The organism is Nonomuraea cavernae, from assembly GCF_014646355.1.
GTDB lineage: Bacteria > Actinomycetota > Actinomycetes > Streptosporangiales > Streptosporangiaceae > Nonomuraea > Nonomuraea cavernae.
This window is the reverse complement of the sequence record NZ_BMNH01000040.1, coordinates 28,068-44,554: the sequence shown is the minus strand read 5'-3', so window position 1 is coordinate 44,554 and position 16,487 is coordinate 28,068. Positions and strand designations below refer to the sequence as shown.

Here is a 16,487-nt window from a genome sequence, read left to right as displayed (position 1 = left end):
TATGGTCGCGCCTCATGGGATACGAGCTCCGCGTGGTTCGGGAGGCACCGATCGCCTTCCCTGACCTCGCGAAGGCGATCTCGCCGGCCGGATTCGAGCTGCGCGAGACGCACGAGATCGTCGCCAGGCATGGCGGCGGCACACACGCCGTGGGGCGCTGGCAGGGCCAGTTGATCGGCGAGCCCGGCTCCGACTGGCAGGTGGCCCAGCTCGTCAGGCTGGCCACCCTGCTCAGCGCCAGGCTCGTCGGCGAGGACGGCGAGATCTACGCGCTGCGCGACGGCGTCCTCGAGGTGCTGGCCGACGGCACCGCGATGGAGATGGGCAAGTTCGACGAGATCATCGAGGCCGGCCCGGCCGAATGGCGCCCGTGAACCCCTACGCCGAGCGCGTGCTCGAGGTGGTGGAGTCCATCCCCCCGGGCATGGTGATGTCCTACGGCGACATCGCCGAGTATCTCGGCGAAGGCGGCCCCCGGCAGGTGGGCCGGGTCATGTCGACGTGGGGCGGCGGGGTCCCCTGGTGGCGGGTCGTCCACGCCGACGGCACGGGCGCCCCTGACCACGAGCGACGCTGCCTGGCCCACTGGACGGACGAAGGAACCCCGCTCCGCGGCGACCGCGTCGACATGCGGCGGGCCCGGTGGGGCGGGCGTTCAGCGGATTCTCAGGAAAGCGTTTAACCTGCAGGTTTGTCCGCTTAGCGGATCCATGGCAGATGACTCCCCTTAGCATGGGCTGAACAGTGATGGCGGTCCGAAAGGCGGTCCCCCCAATGGCCACCGGCGTTACAGCCCAGAGCCAGGGCGGCGAGCAGGCCGCCGACCGCCTGAAGGCTGTCCAGGACCTCTGCGACCGCGGCGAGCCCCTCGACGCGGTCATGCGGGCCGTGGGCCCAGGCGGTCGCGACGCGGCGTTCGACAGCGAGGTGCTCAGCGGGCCGCTGGGCGCCCGGATGGACCTCGCGGTCAAGCGCGGCGTCCCGCGCAGGCGCGAGCTCCTCACGCTGGTCCGCCCCTACCTGGCGGCCGTCGACCCCGGCGTCAAGCGCGAGCTGCCCGTCGCCCGCCGGCTCATCTGCCATCTGATCGAGCACCGGCCCGACGCCGAGCTGGTCGAGGGCGACACGCTGACCAAGGTCGTGGCGGCCGCGGCCGAGCCGTCCAGGCGGATCCGCAAGGGCCTGCGCTGGTACGCCGAGCTGCCGTTCCGCGACGAGCTCCCGCCCGCTCTGTTCCGGCTGCGGCGTGCGGACATGGTGCCCGTCACCCACATCGACGACATCCAGTGGATCGACGGCCGGCTGCGCGTCACCGGGTTCGCCTACCTCGCCGGCCTCTCGGTGCGCAGCCGCCGGTTCAACCGGGCGACCGTGGTGCTGCGCGGCCCCCGCTGGCTGCCGCCCGTACGCCTGCGTACCCGCCGCGTGCTCGCCCCCGAGGCCACCCACGGCGCCCGCGAGCCGGGCTGCAACTACGACTGGTCGGGCTTCTCCGCCGACCTCAACCCGTGGGCGCTGCGCTGGCGCGGCGCGCTGCGGGGCCTGGTCTCCGCTGTCCGGCGGCGCATGCGCCACCGGCCCGCGGTGCGCGACGCGACGACCTGGCGGGCCGAGATCGTGTTCTGGAGCCGCGGCGCCCGCGCGACCGGCCTGCTGCGCGGCTCGTCGATCGGCCGGCCCGAGCGGCCCGCCGGGCGCAAGCTGCGGCCGGGGCTGTGGGCCAGGCCGGTCTGGACCTCCGACCGCGCGCTGCAGGTCGTGCTCCAGCCCAACCGCGCCGAGCTGGCCGACGCCGCCGTCCGTGACGACCATCTCGACCTCAAGATCTTTCTGCCCGGCCGTACGGTCACCAAGGGCCACGCCCGCCTCGGCGGGCATCGCATGGCCGCCGAGTTCACCCCCGTGGCCAACGGCACGGAGGTCCTGGTCAGCCTCGCCGTTCCGGCGTTGCTGCAGGAGAAGGACGGACGGCGGCTCTGGGTCGAGCCCAAGGGCGACCCCGCCGCGTCCGTCATGCTCGCCGACTCGGGCGAGATCCGCGCGCCGTCCGGCGACCGCGAGATCACCGTGCTCGGCGACCGCCGCGACCGCGTGATCGTGTCCGCCCACCGCATCCGCCCGGTGATCACCTCGGCGGTCTGGGAGGGCGGGGCACTGGTCCTGCGTGGCCGCTACCCCGACGCCGCCGGGCCGCGCGTCGTCACCCTGCGGCACCGCTCGGGGCTGTGCTACTGGATCCCCATGGACCGCTCGGGCGACGAGTTCTCCGTGCGGCTCACGCCCTCGACCATGGACCGCTTCGGCGAGGCGGTGCCGTTGTCGTCCGGCACCTGGAACATGTCCATCCGCCACCCGTCGGGCGAGATCGTCCCGCTGCGCATGGACCACTCCGCGCTGCCCGGCCTCGACGAGGACCCGCGCACACTCGACGGCCGCGTCTACCGCATGGTGTCGACCCGCTTCGACGTGCCGGTGGTCACGGTCGAAGAAGACCGTCCGGCGGGCGAGAAGGGCGTGGCCGGCACCCATGTGCTGCGCCGCGTCTTCTACCCCGCGCAGCGCGCGGAGCCGCTCAACGACGCCACCGTCTACGTGGTCAACGACGGGCGCCTGTACGCCGACAGCGTCCGGGCCGTCTACGAGGAGCGGCTGCGCCGGGGTGACGACCGCGAGCACATCTGGATCGTCAAGGACGGCGCGTTCGTCCCGCCGGGCGGCGCGACCGCGGTGCGCGCGGGCAGTCGCGAGCACCACGCCGCGTTGGCCAGGTCCCGCTACATCGTGACCAATTCCTTCCTGCCCGTGTGGTTCCGCTCCCGCGAGGACCAGGTCGTGGTGCAGACGTGGAACGGCACTCCCGTCAAGCACATCGGCAACGACCAGCCCCACATGACCCGCGACCCGCGCCCGCCGGTCTACCACCGGCAGGTGGCCGAGGTGCGCGGCTGGGACGTGCTGCTGTCGCAGTCGCCGTGGGCCACGCCGGTGCTGCGCCGGGCGTTCGGCTACCAGGGCGAGGTGCTGGAGAGCGGGCTGCCGCGCAACGACGTGCTCTCCTCACCCGACCGCGACCGGCTCGCGGCCTCGGTGCGCGAGCGGCTGGGGCTGGCCGAGGGCAAGCGGGTGATCCTCTACGCGCCGACCTGGCGCGACTACGACCGCAAGAACGCGATGGTCAAGCTCGACCTGGCGAAGGCGCGCGAGGCCCTGGGCGGCGACCACGAGCTGCTGGTGCGCGGGCACGCCATGCAGGCGGTGCCAGCGGTCCCCGACATCGCCCGCGACGTCACGACTTATCCGGATATGGCCGATCTGCTGCTCGTGACCGACGTGCTGGTCACGGACTACTCCTCGGTCATGTTCGACTTCGCCGCCACCGGCCGGCCCATCGTCCTCTACGGCTACGACCTGGCGAAGTACGCCTCGAAGCGAGGGCTCTACATCGACCTGCCGGAGATCGCTCCAGGGCCGTTGCTGTCGACCTCGGCCGAGGTGATCGAGGCGTTGCGGTCGATCGACGAGGTGGCGGCGGCCCACTCCGACCGCTACGACGCCTTTCGGGCCACCTTCGCCCCCCGCGACGACGGCAAGGCCACGGCCCGTGTCGTCGACCGCGTCTTCTCCTAGCCGCCCGCCTCAGACCTCCAACGCCGCCCAGTCGATGACGACGGGGATGGGGTTGCTGATCAGTGGGGACTCGCCCGGCTCGTCCTTCATGAAGGTTCCGGTGTGCTTGTACGACCTCGTGGCGCTGTCCAGCCGGTAGCGCTCGATGATCGACACGCCGGTGCGGTCGAGCCGGACGATCCAGTAGTGCGGGATGCCGGCCTTGGCGTACTCGCCCAGTTTGTCGGTCGTGTCCTGAGTCTCTGACCCGGGAGAGACGATCTCCACGACGAGGAGAGCGTGCTCGGCCCGCAGGCGTTCGCCTCGCTCGCGATCGAGGCACCGGTAGAGCACGACGTCCGGCCGCCGGTTCAGCAGGGGCAGATCCCGGAGGCGCAGGTTCACGTCGTTGTTCACCGAGAGGCAGGGGTGGCCCTCGCGCATCGCGGCGTCGGCGTAGCGCTCCAGGAGGTTGGTCAGGCGCCTGCCGGCGGTCTGGTGATCAGGGGTGGGAGCCGCGCAGAAGACCACATAGCCGTCGACGATCTCTATGGCTCTGGCGATCTCCTCGGGTAGCGCCTCGTACTCCTCGGCCGTGACGCGGGACGGTTGGGGGCGGATGTTGAGGAGCCAACTGTCATCTGGCAGAGCTGTCATCGGGCATCTCCCCGGTCAGTGTCCACTCGCGCGCCAAGCCTATGGTCTCCGGCATCGCCTCAGGATGTATCCCGGTCGGGCGTATCCGCCGGTCCGGCCGACATCGAGTGCGGTGCCCTGTCGGTCGCCGCGTTGGCTGGTTCGGGCAAGACGAGGAATAGGCGAACGGTTCGGGGCGGCGTGTCGGCGCGAACTTGGAAATTTGCCCCGATATCGTGGGCGGTTTCGGCGGGGAGAGCGGTCAACTCGGCACGATCTACCCCTGTGGTCTGGTGGAATCTAGTGTTGTGAGTGGTCAGACCTGGCGATTGGTGCGGCGTGGGGGCGGGGGCCCTGTTGAGGCCCCTGTGCTCGATGAGCACCAGCGTGCCGTGGTCCGGCACGGGAGCGGCCCGTTGCTCGTCCTCGCGGGCCCTGGCACCGGCAAGACCACGACCGTGGTCGAGTCCGTGGTCGAGCGCATCGAGCGGCGCGGGGTCGATCCCGAGCGGGTGCTGATCCTCACCTTCGGTCGCAAGGCGGCCGGTGAGCTGCGCGAGCGCGTCACCGGGCGCCTGCGCCGCACGACCAGGACCCCTCTGGCGCTGACCTTCCACAGCTACGCCTACTCCCTGCTCCGGCGTGAGGCGGTGCTCGCCGGGGAGCCGCCGCCGCGCCTGCTCAGCGGCCCCGAGCAGTTGCTGGAGATCCGCCGGCTGCTGCACGGCGAGTTGGAGGACGGGGCGACCGACTGGCCGGTCGCGCTGCGCGAGCCGCTGAAGACGCGCGGGTTCGCCGAGGAGCTGCGTGACTTCCTGTCGCGGGCGTACGAGCGCGGGCTCGACGGTGAGCGCGTGGAGGAGCTGGGCAGGCGGTACGGCAGGGCCGACTGGGCGGCCGCCGGCCGGTTCGCGCTGCGCTATCAGGCCCGGTTCGACCTCGACCCGGAGCCGGCTCTCGACTACGCCGAGCTGATCAGGGCCGCCGCGGCACTGCTGACCGACCCCGACGTGCGTCGCAGGGAACGCGCGGCGCACGACGTGGTCTTCGTGGACGAGTACCAAGACACGGATCCGGCGCAGGAGCTCCTGCTGCGGCAGTTGGCCGGTGACGGGCGTGACCTGGTCGCGGTCGGTGACCCGGACCAGTCGATCTACGGGTTCCGGGGGGCCGACGTGCGCGGGATCCTGAAATTTCCGGAACGGTTCCGCACCCTCGACGGGCGGGACGCCCCGGTCCTGGCCCTGCGCGTCTGCCGGCGCAGCGGGCCCGACCTTCTGGAGGCCTCGCGCCGCATAGCCACCCGCCTCCCCGCGGCCCCCGCCCCCTCACTGGCCGGAGGGCGAAGGACGTACGGGCATCGGGAGTTGGTGCCGGTGGACGACGCCGAGGCCGGTGAGGTGCGGGTGCTGCTGGCCGACAGCACCAGCCAGGAGGCGGCCGTCGTCGCCGACACGCTGCGCCGGGCTCACCTGATCGACGGGGTGCCGTGGCATCGGATGGCGGTGCTCGTGCGATCCGCCACCCGGCAGGTGCCTCTGCTGCGGCGGGCCCTGGTCAGTGCCGGGGTGCCCACGATGGTCGCGGGCGACGAGGTGCCGATCGCGCAGGAGCCCGGCGTACGGCCCCTGCTGACGATGCTCCGGGTGGCGCTCGATCCCGAGGCCCTCGACGAGGGCGTGGCCGAGGAGCTGCTCACCGGCCATCTCGGCGGCACGGACATGATCGGCGTCCGGCGGCTCCGCCGGGCCCTGAAGATCGCCGAGAACGAGGCGACCGGGGGCGCGCCGCCCACCGCCACGTCCGAGGCAAGCCCATCGGACGCGGAGCACGACGCCGTCCCGTCCGCCGCGCCCGCCGCTCCGGAGGACGTCGTGCCGGATGACGGGCAGGTCGCCGAGGACCCTGGTGAGGACGGCGCCGGGCCGCGCTCGTCGAGACCCCGTTCGTCCGGGGAGCTGCTGGTGGCGGCCGTACGAGACGTGCGGGAGCTGACCCGGGTGGAGCCGCACGTCGCGCTGCCCGCCGAGCGGGTGGCCAGGCTGCTGACCACGGCCCAGGAGGCCGTGCGCCGGCAGGGCAGCGCCGAGGACGTGTTGTGGGCCGTCTGGCAGGGCAGCGGCCTGGCCGAGCGGTGGACGGAGCAGAGCCTGGCGGGAGGCGCCAGAGGGGCGCAGGCCGACCGCGACCTCGACGCGGTGGTGGCGCTGTTCGATCACGCGGCGAGGTTCGTGGACCGGATGCCGAAGGCGGGGCCCGAGGTGTTCCTGGACGATCTGGCCGCGCAGGAGATCCCGGGTGACACGCTGGCCGAGCGGGCGCCCGACGGCGACGCGGTGCGGGTGCTGACCGCGCACCGCTCCAAAGGGCTCGAATGGGACGTGGTCGTGGTCGCGGGGGTGCAGGAGGGCGTCTGGCCCGACCTGCGGCTGCGGGGTTCGATGCTGGGAGTCGAGGATCTGGCCGAGGTGGTGGAGGGGGCGCGGCCGAACGCGGCGTCGCTGGCGTCCAAGCTGATGGCCGAGGAGCGCCGGCTGTTCTACGTGGCCGCGACGCGGGCCAGGAAGAGGCTGGTCGTCACGGCGGTCGGTGGCGAGGACACCGACGAGCGGCCGTCCCGGTTCCTGAGCGAGCTGATGCCGGGGGCCGTCGACACGGCCACGGTGGACGACCGGGCACGGTGGCTGAACATGTCGGCCCTCGTCGCCGACCTGCGGAGCGCGGTCACCGACCCCACGAGGCCGGCCACAGTACGGCAGAAGGCGGCCCAGCAGCTCGCCCGGCTGGCCGCCGCCGGAGTTCAGGGCGCGCACCCCGGCGACTGGTACGCCCTCACGACCATGACCGACGACCGCCCGCTGAGCTGGCCGGACGACATCGTCAGGATCTCCCCGTCGGCGGTCGAGAGCTTCAGCAAGTGCGGCCTGCGCTGGCTGCTGGAGACGGCCGTCGGGGCGGCCGGCACCAGCTCCGCCCAGGGGCTCGGCACGGTCATCCACGCGCTCGCCGTGCTGGCCGCGACCGACCTGCCGAACGAGGACCTACTGGGCGAGCGCCTCGACGAGATCTGGAACGAGCTCGACTTCGGCGGCGTGTGGTTCAACCGCAAGCAGCGCCAGGTGGCCGAGCAGATGATCGGCAAGTTCCTGCGCTGGCACAAGGAGAATCCTCGCGAGCTGGTCGCGCTGGAGGAGGCCTTCATCGCGACCGTGAGCGACGGCGTCCAGATCAAGGGCCGGGTCGACCGTGTGGAGCGCGACTCGGAGAACCGAGCGGTGATCATCGACCTCAAGACCGGCGGCGCCAAGCCCAAGGCGGGCGAGCTCGACCGCCATCCCCAGCTCGGCGTCTACCAGCTGGCCGCGCTGCTCGGCGCGTTCGCCAGGCATGGCATGACCGAGCCGGGGGGCGCCGCGCTGGTCCAGCTGGGCAAGGCGGCGGGCAAGAAGGAGGCCGTCGAACAGCGGCAGGGCGCGCTGGCCGACGACGCCGACCCCGGCTGGGCCAGGGACCTGGTCGACACCGTCGCGATCGGCATGTCGGGGCCGTTCTTCCAGGCCAAGGTCAACGACGGCTGCCGCACCTGCGCGGCCAGGGCGAGCTGCCCGGTCAACGACAACGGGGGTCAGGTGTGCTGAGTCCCGCCGAGCTGGCCGCGAAGCTCGGTGTCCTGCCGCCGACCCGTGAGCAGGGCGAGGTCATCGAGGCCCCGCTCGAACCGATGGTCGTCATGGCGGGCGCCGGCTCCGGCAAGAGCGAGACCATGGCCGGCCGGGTGGTCTGGCTGGTCGCCAACGGCCTGGTCAAGCCGGAGAACGTGCTCGGCCTGACGTTCACCCGCAAGGCCGCGGCCGAGCTGGCCACCAGGGTCAGGGAGCGGCTCGCGGGTCTGGCCGAGGCCGGCCTGATGGAGCCGGGGCTGCTCGACGAGGAGCCGACCGTCTCCACCTACCACGCCTACGCGGCCCGGCTGGTGACCGACCACGCGCTGCGTGAGGCGCTGGAGCCGACCATGCGGCTGGTCACGCCGGCCGTCTCGTGGCAGCTGGCGTCGCGGGTGGTGGCCGGGTACGACGGCCCGATGGACCGGATCGAGCTCGGCCCGCCGTCGGTCACCGCGGCCGTGCTGGAGCTCGCCGGCGAGCTGTCCGAGCATCTGCGCACCGCCGCCGACGTGCGGCGGATGGGGCAGTGGCTGGCGGAACGACAGGCCGGGCTCCCGGGCCGCACCACGCTCGCGCAGCGCCGGCCGGGCAGTGTGCAGGCCGCGAGGGAGCAGCTGCTGCCGCTGGTGGAGGCGTACGAACGGCTCAAGCGCGCCAGGGAGGTCATCGACTACGGCGACCAGATGTCGCTGGCCGCCCGGATCGCCGCCAACCACAGGGAGGTCGGCGAGATCGAGCGCTCCAGGTTCGCGGTGGTGCTGCTCGACGAGTACCAGGACACCAGCCACGCCCAGCTGGTGCTGCTCCGGAGCCTGTACGGCAACGGTCACCCCGTCACGGCGGTGGGCGACCCCTGCCAGTCGATCTACGGCTGGCGCGGCGCGTCGGCGGGCAACCTGCGCCGGTTCCCGACCGACTTCCGCACCGGCGCCGGCGATCCGGCTCCGGTGCGTCAGCTCGGCGTCAGCTTCCGCAACGGCGACCGGGTCCTCGACGTGGCCGCCCGGGTCCAGCTGCCGCTGCGCATGGAGGCCCGCGAGGTGCCGGTGCTCGTGCCCGGCCCCAACCGGGTCGACCGCGGCCGCGTCACCTGCGCGTTCCACGAGACGGCCGAGGACGAGGCGCGATGGGTCGCCGACGGCGTCGCGGCGCTCCTCGGCCAGGAGGTCGCGCCCGACGGCCTGCCCTGGGGCGACGGCGAGCGCAAGAAGACCCTGGCCGTGCAGCCGCAGGACGTGGCGATCCTGGCGCGCAAGCGCTCGCAGTTCCCCGCGCTGCGCAGGGCCCTCGAAGAGCGTGACATCCCGGTCGAGGTGGTGGGCCTGGGTGGCCTGCTGACCGTTCCCGAGGTCAACGACATCGTGGCCACGCTGCGGGTGCTCTACGACCCGACGGCGGGTGACGCGCTGGCCAGGCTGCTGGCCGGGCCGCGCTGGCGCATCGGGCCCGCCGACCTCCGGGTGCTCGGCGAGTACGCCCGGGAGTTGACCCGCGAGTCGCGCGGCGGCCACCGGGAGCGGGATCCGCTCGACCAGGTGGTGGCCGACCTGGCCGAGGAGCGCGGCAGCCTGGTCGACGCGCTCGACGAGCTGCCCGACCGGGAGGCGTGGCTGGAGGCGTTCTCGCCGCTGGCCAGGACCCGGCTCGTCACGCTCGCGTACGAGCTGCGTCAGCTCAGGGCGCACACCGGGCAGCCGCTGCCCGACCTGATCACCGAGGTGGAGCGGAGGCTGGGCCTCGACATCGAGGTGGCGGCGCGAGGCGGAACGGTCAGCGCCTTCGCCGCCCGGGCCGATCTCGACGCGTTCCTCGACGCGGCCTCCAGGTTCGCGGGCGACTCCGAGGATCCGACGCTCGGCGCGTTCCTGGCCTACCTGCAGGCGGCGGAGAGCGAGGAGTTCGGGCTGGAGGCGGGCCGGGTCGGTGAGAGCAACAGCGTCAAGCTGATGACCGTCCACGCGTCGAAGGGCCTGGAGTGGCCGGTGGTGGTCGTGCCGGGCCTGTCGCAGCTGGTCAGCTCGAAGGGCACGATCGCGACCGGCAGCGTCTTCCCGGCCACGCCGGTCACCAACAGCCGCTGGACCGAGAACCCCCGCAAGCTGCCCTATCCGCTGCGCGGCGACGTGGGCGACCTGCCCCGGCTGACCGGGCTGACCAAGGAGGAGCTGGCCGCGTTCGACGAGAGCTGCCGCGAGCGCGACCTCATGGAGGAGCGGCGCCTCGCGTACGTCGCCGTGACCAGGGCCCACTACCACCTGATCGCCTCCGGCTACCGCTGGGGCACCGCGTCCAAGCCGCTGGAGCCGTCCGACTTCCTGCTGGAGATCGCCGACACCGCCGACCGGGTGGCCTTCTGGGCGCCCGCCCTGGCCGAGGGCGCGACCAACCCGCTGCTCGCCGAGCCCGCCGCCGCGGTCTGGCCGGTCACGCCGGAGGGGCTGCGGTACGAGTCGGTGCTCGACGGCGCCCGCCTGGTGGAGGACGCCCTCGCGGGCGACCTGGTCCCGGCCGAGGAGGAGCCGCTGCGCTCGTTCGAGGAGGAACGCGTACGGGCCTGGGAACGCGACACCGACCTGCTGCTCCGCGAGCGGGAGCTGCACCGGCGGCGCGGCTCGACGACCGTCGAGCTGCCGTCCAGGCTGACCGTGTCGTCGCTGGTCACGCTGGCGGCCGACGCCCGTGAGCTGGCTCGCAGGATCCGCCGTCCGGTGCCGGTCAAGCCGGCGCCGCTGGCCCGCCGGGGCACCTCGTTCCACAAGTGGCTGGAGTCGCGCTGGGACCAGCAGCGGCTGCTCGACGACTTCGAGCTCCGCGATCTGGACCTGGTCGAGGAGGTCGAGGAGGCCGACGTGCGCCTGGCCGACCTGCAGCGCCTCTTCGAGCAGAGCGAATGGGCCGAACGCCGGCCGCTCGACCTGGAGGTGCCGTTCGAGACCATGATCGCCGATCGGCTGGTGCGGGGCAGGATGGACGCCGTCTTCGAGCTGCCGGACGGGCGCTACGAGGTGGTCGACTGGAAGACCGGCGAGCCGCCGAAGGGCAGGGCGGCAGAGGCCGCCTCGGTGCAGCTGGCGGCCTACCGGCTGGCCTGGTCGCACCTGGCCGGGGTGCCGCTCGACCGGGTGGGCGCGGCCTTCCACTACGTGCGCGCCAACCGGACCGTCCGCCCGGTGGACCTGCTCGACGCCGACGGCCTGGTGGCGCTCATCGAGGCGGTGCCGGTCGGCCCTCAGACGTAGTGGAACGCCGGATGCGGGTGCATCAGGAAGTCGTGGTGGGAGATGTTCCAGGCGTAGGCCCCGGCCATCGCGAAGACCACCGTGTCCCCTACTCGCACTGAAGTCACGATATTTCGGGCGAAGACGTCCTTGGGAGTGCACAGCTGGCCGACCAGCGTGACCGGCTCGTCCGTCACGCCCGGCCCGCCGCCCGTGGGCAGGACGGTGAACGGCTGGTCATGCCCCTTGGTGACCGGTGTGCGCAGATGATGGGTGCCGCCCAGCAGGACGGCGTACGCCTGGCCGCGCACCCGCTTCACGTCCACGACCGTGGTCACATAGTGGCCGCAGTAGGCGGTCAGCGCCCGGCCCGGCTCCACCCGCACCCGCTGCCCCGCCCGGCGCAGCTTGGCCAGGCCCGCGCCGTAGCCGGCCCAGTCGAACCTCTCGTCCGGGGCCGCGTAGTCCACCGCCATGCCGCCGCCCAGGTTGACCTCGGCGTGGTCGGTGTCCAGCAGCCGCTCGGCCAGGCCCAGCAACCGGTCGGCGTCGAGGCCGCTGGCCAGGTGGGCGTGCAGGCCGCGCAGCCGTACCTGGTCGGTGAAGAGCGGCAGGCACTCCTCGACGCCGGCCTCGTCCATCCCGAACGGCCCGTCCATGGTGAGCGCCGCCCCCTCGACGGGCAGGTCGGGGTTGATCCGCAGCAGCACGTCGGCCTCCCGGCCGGTGGCGAGGAGACGGCGCAGCTCGCCCGGCGACTCGACGTGCAGCCGGTGGCAGGGCAGCCGCAGCTCGGCGTCGGTCTTGCCGGGCCCGCCGAGGGCCAGCGGCATGCCCGGGAAGAGCGCGGCGACGTGCGCGTGCTCGCCGCCCGAGGAGACCTCGAAGCCGTCGACGTGCCGGGCCAGCACGCGCAGCAGCTCGGGGTCCGGGTTGGCCTTGACGGCGTAGTAGAGCTCGATGTCCGGCAGCGCCCACCGTACCGAGGCGGCGTGCTCGTCCAGCGCGGACAGGTCATAGACATAGGCCGGCATACCGGACGTTCGGCGGGCGGCGGTCCGTACTCTCGGGGTGATCATGCGAGCGGGTTGGCGATCGGGACGTACCCGGCGGACCGGTCGGCCGCCCTGGCCCAGCGGACACTCAGGTTGGCCTTGGCGGGCAGCGGGTCGCCGGCCAGCAGATTGGACAGGGGGAGTGGCCAGCCGAGGTCGGCGGCGTGCCGGGCGAGGATCTCGCGGGCCGCCCGCCACAGCTCGCGCAGCATCTCGTCGCCGTGCGGCGCGGCGAGCGTGGCGGCGATCTCGGTGAGGTGGTTGACCAGCAGGCAGTAGACCACCCGGTCCCAGCCGCGCTCGGCGTCGTAGGTCAGCGCCTGCGCCACCCGCGACGGCACGCCGCCGAGGTCGTGGTGGCCCGAGACCAGCTTGGTGCCCTCCAGGTCGCGGAACACCGCCTCGACGGGCAGGCCCGTGCCGTCGTCGAGGCCCACGAGGACGTTCTGCAGGTGGGGCTCCAGGATCACGCCGTGCGCGAAGTACAGCTCCAGCACCGGCAGCGCCACCACCGACACGTACGCCGTCCACCAGGCGAGCGGGTCGCGGGCCGACGCGCGGAGGGCCAGCGCCGCGGCCACGACGGGCACGACGCCCGCCGAGCACACGGACCACGGGCTGGCCCGGACGATCACGCCCAGTCCTTCGAGCAGCCGGGTGCCGAGCGCTGCCGAGCGGTAGCCGGGCTCGGGCAGCCATCGCGTGCCCGGCAGCCTGGCCGACACCTCGTCGAACACCGGGCCCAGCCGCGAGGTCAGCTCCACCGCCCCGGCCAGTTCGTACCAGGCGTTCTTCCGTACGCAGTTGGTGATGCGGACGTCCAGGCTGAACTTCAGGCACGCCTCCGCCCGCGCGGCGTAGACCGTGCGGACCGACGAGGTGGGCACCACGTCCGGCCCCGGGCCCAGATCGACCAGCTCCGCGCCGAGCGCCGGGCGCAACAGGTCGAGCTGCCACGGATGCGCCGGGAGCAGCCGGTAGCCGGACGGCGCCTCGCCCAACGCGTCGAGCGCCGACGGGTCCCCCTCCTGCGCGAGCACGTCCTCGCGCACCCCGAGCAGCCGCACCGGGAACTCCGCGTGCGCCTCGGGCGCGTAACGCAGCCAGTCGTGCTCGTCACCCCCGCGCGCCTTCGGGGTGGGGTGGAACGGGTGCCCGTAGACGAGCGCCTGCTCCGACTCCAGCCACGGGTCGGCGGGCGGCTCGGCCCCGGCCCGCGCCGCGAGGATCGCGGCCACCGCCGCCCTGCTGGCCGCCACCTGCCGGGCGAACTCCCCGTTGCGGGCCGCGGGCACCCCGCCCGACAGCTCGGCCTCGGCGAGGCGTACCAGCTCGTCGGAGGTCAGCGGCCGCCAGGCGCCGTTGTCGAGGCGCTCGGCCGGCCCGTCGAATCGCAGCGCCGCGCCGCCGTGCGTGCGGACGCGCAGCAGCCGCTCCGCCACTCTCAGCAGAAGGTACGGCGGAGCGGGCCAGACCAGCCCGCGAGGGCCGGCCACCTCCCGCACGCAGCAGCGGAGCAGGGCCGCCAGCGTCGCCTCCTCGGCCAGCGTGGCGGGCGCGTCGAGGACCAGACCGTGCATTCAAGCTCTCCTCAGGTAGTTGGGCCCGCTGGTGCCGTAGAACTTGTTGACGTCACGCGCCCCGGACCGTTCCTTGGCCACGAGGGTCCCGGCGGTGATCATGGACTTGCCGGTGAGCCTGGCCGCGTCGAGGGTCCTGGCCCGGAGCAACCTGGCCATGGGGTCGCCACGGTGCTCGTCGAGCGCTTCGGCGAGGGTGGCGCGCAGCAGGGCGGCGGCCCGCCGGTGGGGCAGCGCGCCGAAGACGACCGCCGCGGCCGCCAGGTGCAGGGTGATGGTCACGAACACGTCGGCCAGCGCGTGGGGGTCGTCGGTCAGCATCCGCCGGTCGGTGAAGTCCGGCGGCTCGACCCCCGCCGCGGCCAGCCGGGCGGGGGAGGCGAGCAGCCCGTCGTTGTCCTTGACCAGCAGGCGCATGCGGCCTTCGTGGAGGACCAGCGCCAGGTTCTGCTGGTGCGCCTCCAGGGCCACGCCGTAACGCACGAACAACCGTACGTGCCAGCGCAGCAGGAGACGCAGGTAGGCGGGGAGCACGTCGCCCAGCTCGGCCCGCACGCCGGGCACGTTGAGCGCCGCCACCGGCACGATCCTCCCCTCGGGCAGCCGGCGCACCATCCAGGCGAGGTACTCGTGGCCGGCGTGCGCGTAGGTCTGCTCGTCGGCCACCAGCACGTCGCGATCGGCCAGCCGGCGCAGCAGGAGCTCCGCCCTCGCGCCGTCCTCGAGCGTGCCGGCCTTGATGGAGCGGCGGTTGCGCGCGCCGAGAGTGCTGGTGGGCAGAGGCAGCTTGAGATGGGTACGGGGGCCGACCTCCACGGTCCGCATCGACAGCGTCGGCCGTACGGTGAGCCGGGCCTCGTCCAGCACCCGCACCCCGCTGATCTTCCGCACCTCGTCCACGGCCAGGGGATGCACCGGGAACAGCACCCCGTCGGCGGCGAGGCCCGGCGCCACGTCGGGCGGAAGTTCGGTGGCCGAACCCGGCGCCAGCGCCGCCCGCGGCACCACGGCCCACCTCAGCTCGAACGAGGGCGCGAACTCCGGCGCGTACGCGACCAGCTCCGCCGCCGACAGCCCGAGCCGGGCCCGGGACGTCGGGTAGACGGGATGGTCCACGAAGGCGGCCAGCGACTCGTAGGACGGCCGCGTCGCCAGCACCGAGGCGAGCCGCTCGTCGTGCAGTCGTGAGGCGGCCAGCGCCTGCGCGCACTCCTCGGAGAACGCGGCCACCCCTTCAGAGTCCGCCGGATCGGCCACCTCGGCCAGGGTGTCGAGCACCTCGCCCAGCCGCAGCCGCTCCTCCGGCGCCACCACGAAGTCCTGGAACAGCAGGCCCGGCGCCAGCCGCACCGTCCGTCCGCCGGTCAGCGTCATCCGGACGCCCTCCCGGCTCCGGCTCACGCGCGACGACAGCCCGCCATAGTCCTCCCGCAGCAGCGCGTCGAGCACGCGTGCCGCGAGACGGGACTCGCGCTCGTTCACCCGACCACCCAGGGCCGGGCCGCCCGGTAGGCGCCCACGGCCGCCTCGACCCGCGCCCGGTCGGGCCCCACGGCTCGGATCACGCCCAGATAATCGCGGTTGGTGTGGGTCTGCCGGACGACGTCGCCCACGGACCGGAGCGGCCGGTGCCACAGCCGGACGTCGCCTGACTCCACCGACTCCGCGCCGGGCGCCGACGTGATCGTTCCGGACCGGTCGGCGACCAGGCTGACCGCGCTGCCGTACCGGGAGATCTCCGGCACGGCGGGCACCGGCTCGCCGAGGTGCACCCGCAGGATCCACTCGAACAGCGGCACGCCGAGCACGTCGGCCAGCAGGAAGTCGCAGTGGTCGCCGATCACGCGATAGTTGACCTCGACGATGCGCGGCCCGCCGGGCGTGAGGACGTATTCGGTGTGGCAGGCGCCGAAGCCGACGCCGAGCGCCCGCAGCGCGGCCAGCACATGCTCGCGGGGCCCTCCAGGCGCCCAGTCGAGCCGCTCCTCGACGAAGTGGGGCGGCGGCCCCAGCGTGGTCTCGAACCCGCCCAGCACCCGCAGCTCGGTGCCGTCGCCGAGGGTTTCGAGGGTGCGCAGCGGCCCCTCCAGGTACTCCTCCACGACCAGCGCCTCACCGGGGCGCCGCCTCCTGACCTCGGCCACCGCGCCGGCCAGGTCACTCTCGACCAGCATCACGTCCTCGCTGGCCACCCCCTCGCGCGGCTTGACGACCAGCGGGTAGGGGAGGCCGCCGGGCACCGGGTCACCGGGCGCCAGTCGTACCGAGCGGACCTGTTCGACGCCCGCCTCGGCGAGCCGGCGACGGGTCAGGAACTTGTTCTTGGCGGCCAGGCAGGCCCGCCAGTCCTTGCCGGGCAGCCCGAAGTAGTCGGCGGCCAGCGCGGTCTCGGCCTGCAGATGGTCGGAGTTGGTGAAGATCGCGTCGGGCCGGCCGAGACCGGCGATCACGTCGATGACCGCCCGGGGGTCGCGAACGTCGCAGGCCACGCCGTCGGGATGCCGGTCGGGCCGGTCGGTCAGCATGGTCACCTGGCAGCCCAGGGCCCGCGCGGCGGGCAGGAACCCGTCGGTCACCGAATCGGTCGGCTTGATCGCGGTCATGTAGAGCCGCAACGCGTGACACCCCCGGGTGATCAGGTAAGGCTAACCTAACCGGATGATCCTAACTCGCGAGAGATCACCTCGCCGCCCGGATACCGTAACCGGTGGCTAACTCTGAGGTCAT

Annotated in this window: 10 protein-coding genes; 5 read left to right on the top strand and 5 right to left on the bottom strand. The window is 73.2% G+C overall.

Going from position 1 to position 16,487, the window contains the following annotated elements:
- The first annotated feature begins 14 nt into the window (after positions 1 to 14).
- The 3 genes from IEY82_RS35975 (at position 15) to IEY82_RS35965 (ending at position 3,627) form a co-directional block, all read left to right on the top strand.
- Positions 15 to 374: a hypothetical protein gene (locus IEY82_RS35975; protein ID WP_189128755.1), complete on the top strand. Its 360-nt coding sequence runs from the start codon at positions 15 to 17 to the stop codon at positions 372 to 374.
- Positions 362 to 682, top strand: a complete 321-nt coding sequence (locus IEY82_RS35970; RefSeq protein ID WP_189128754.1) for an MGMT family protein — start codon at positions 362 to 364, stop codon at positions 680 to 682. The genes IEY82_RS35975 and IEY82_RS35970 overlap by 13 nt, the downstream gene beginning before the upstream one ends.
- A gap of 92 nt (positions 683 to 774) precedes the next feature.
- Positions 775 to 3,627, top strand: coding sequence for a CDP-glycerol glycerophosphotransferase family protein (locus IEY82_RS35965; RefSeq protein WP_225264305.1), 2,853 nt, complete (start codon positions 775 to 777; stop codon positions 3,625 to 3,627).
- Between the two features lie 9 nt (positions 3,628 to 3,636).
- Here IEY82_RS35965 and IEY82_RS35960 read toward each other — a convergent pair whose 3' ends face one another.
- Positions 3,637 to 4,263, bottom strand: coding sequence for a Uma2 family endonuclease (locus IEY82_RS35960; RefSeq protein WP_189128753.1), 627 nt, complete (start codon positions 4,261 to 4,263; stop codon positions 3,637 to 3,639).
- A 347-nt stretch (positions 4,264 to 4,610) separates the two neighbouring features.
- Here IEY82_RS35960 and IEY82_RS35955 point away from each other — a divergent pair, with 347 nt between their 5' ends.
- A complete protein-coding gene (locus IEY82_RS35955; RefSeq protein WP_189128752.1) occupies positions 4,611 to 7,880 on the top strand; it encodes an ATP-dependent helicase in 3,270 nt (1,089 codons plus the stop codon).
- A complete protein-coding gene (locus IEY82_RS35950; protein ID WP_189128751.1) occupies positions 7,874 to 11,146 on the top strand; it encodes an ATP-dependent helicase in 3,273 nt (1,090 codons plus the stop codon). The genes IEY82_RS35955 and IEY82_RS35950 overlap by 7 nt, the downstream gene beginning before the upstream one ends.
- Here the strand turns inward: IEY82_RS35950 and IEY82_RS35945 are convergent.
- The 4 genes from IEY82_RS35945 to IEY82_RS35930 are packed head-to-tail and all read right to left on the bottom strand — an operon-like array spanning position 11,137 to position 16,375.
- Positions 11,137 to 12,204 carry a type III PLP-dependent enzyme domain-containing protein gene (locus IEY82_RS35945; protein ID WP_189128750.1) on the bottom strand — a complete coding sequence of 356 codons (1,068 nt, stop codon included), beginning with the start codon at positions 12,202 to 12,204 and terminating at the stop codon, positions 11,137 to 11,139. The genes IEY82_RS35950 and IEY82_RS35945 overlap by 10 nt on opposite strands.
- Positions 12,201 to 13,760, bottom strand: a complete 1,560-nt coding sequence (locus IEY82_RS35940; RefSeq protein WP_189128749.1) for an IucA/IucC family protein — start codon at positions 13,758 to 13,760, stop codon at positions 12,201 to 12,203. Before IEY82_RS35940 ends, IEY82_RS35945 begins: the two co-directional genes overlap by 4 nt.
- Complete coding sequence (locus tag IEY82_RS35935) at positions 13,761 to 15,242, bottom strand: IucA/IucC family protein (protein WP_225264303.1); 1,482 nt, start codon at positions 15,240 to 15,242, stop codon at positions 13,761 to 13,763.
- Positions 15,239 to 16,375 (bottom strand): ATP-grasp domain-containing protein, encoded by a 1,137-nt coding sequence (locus tag IEY82_RS35930; protein ID WP_189128748.1) that lies wholly within the window; start codon positions 16,373 to 16,375, stop codon positions 15,239 to 15,241. The genes IEY82_RS35935 and IEY82_RS35930 overlap by 4 nt, the downstream gene beginning before the upstream one ends.
- Positions 16,376 to 16,487 lie beyond the last annotated feature (112 nt).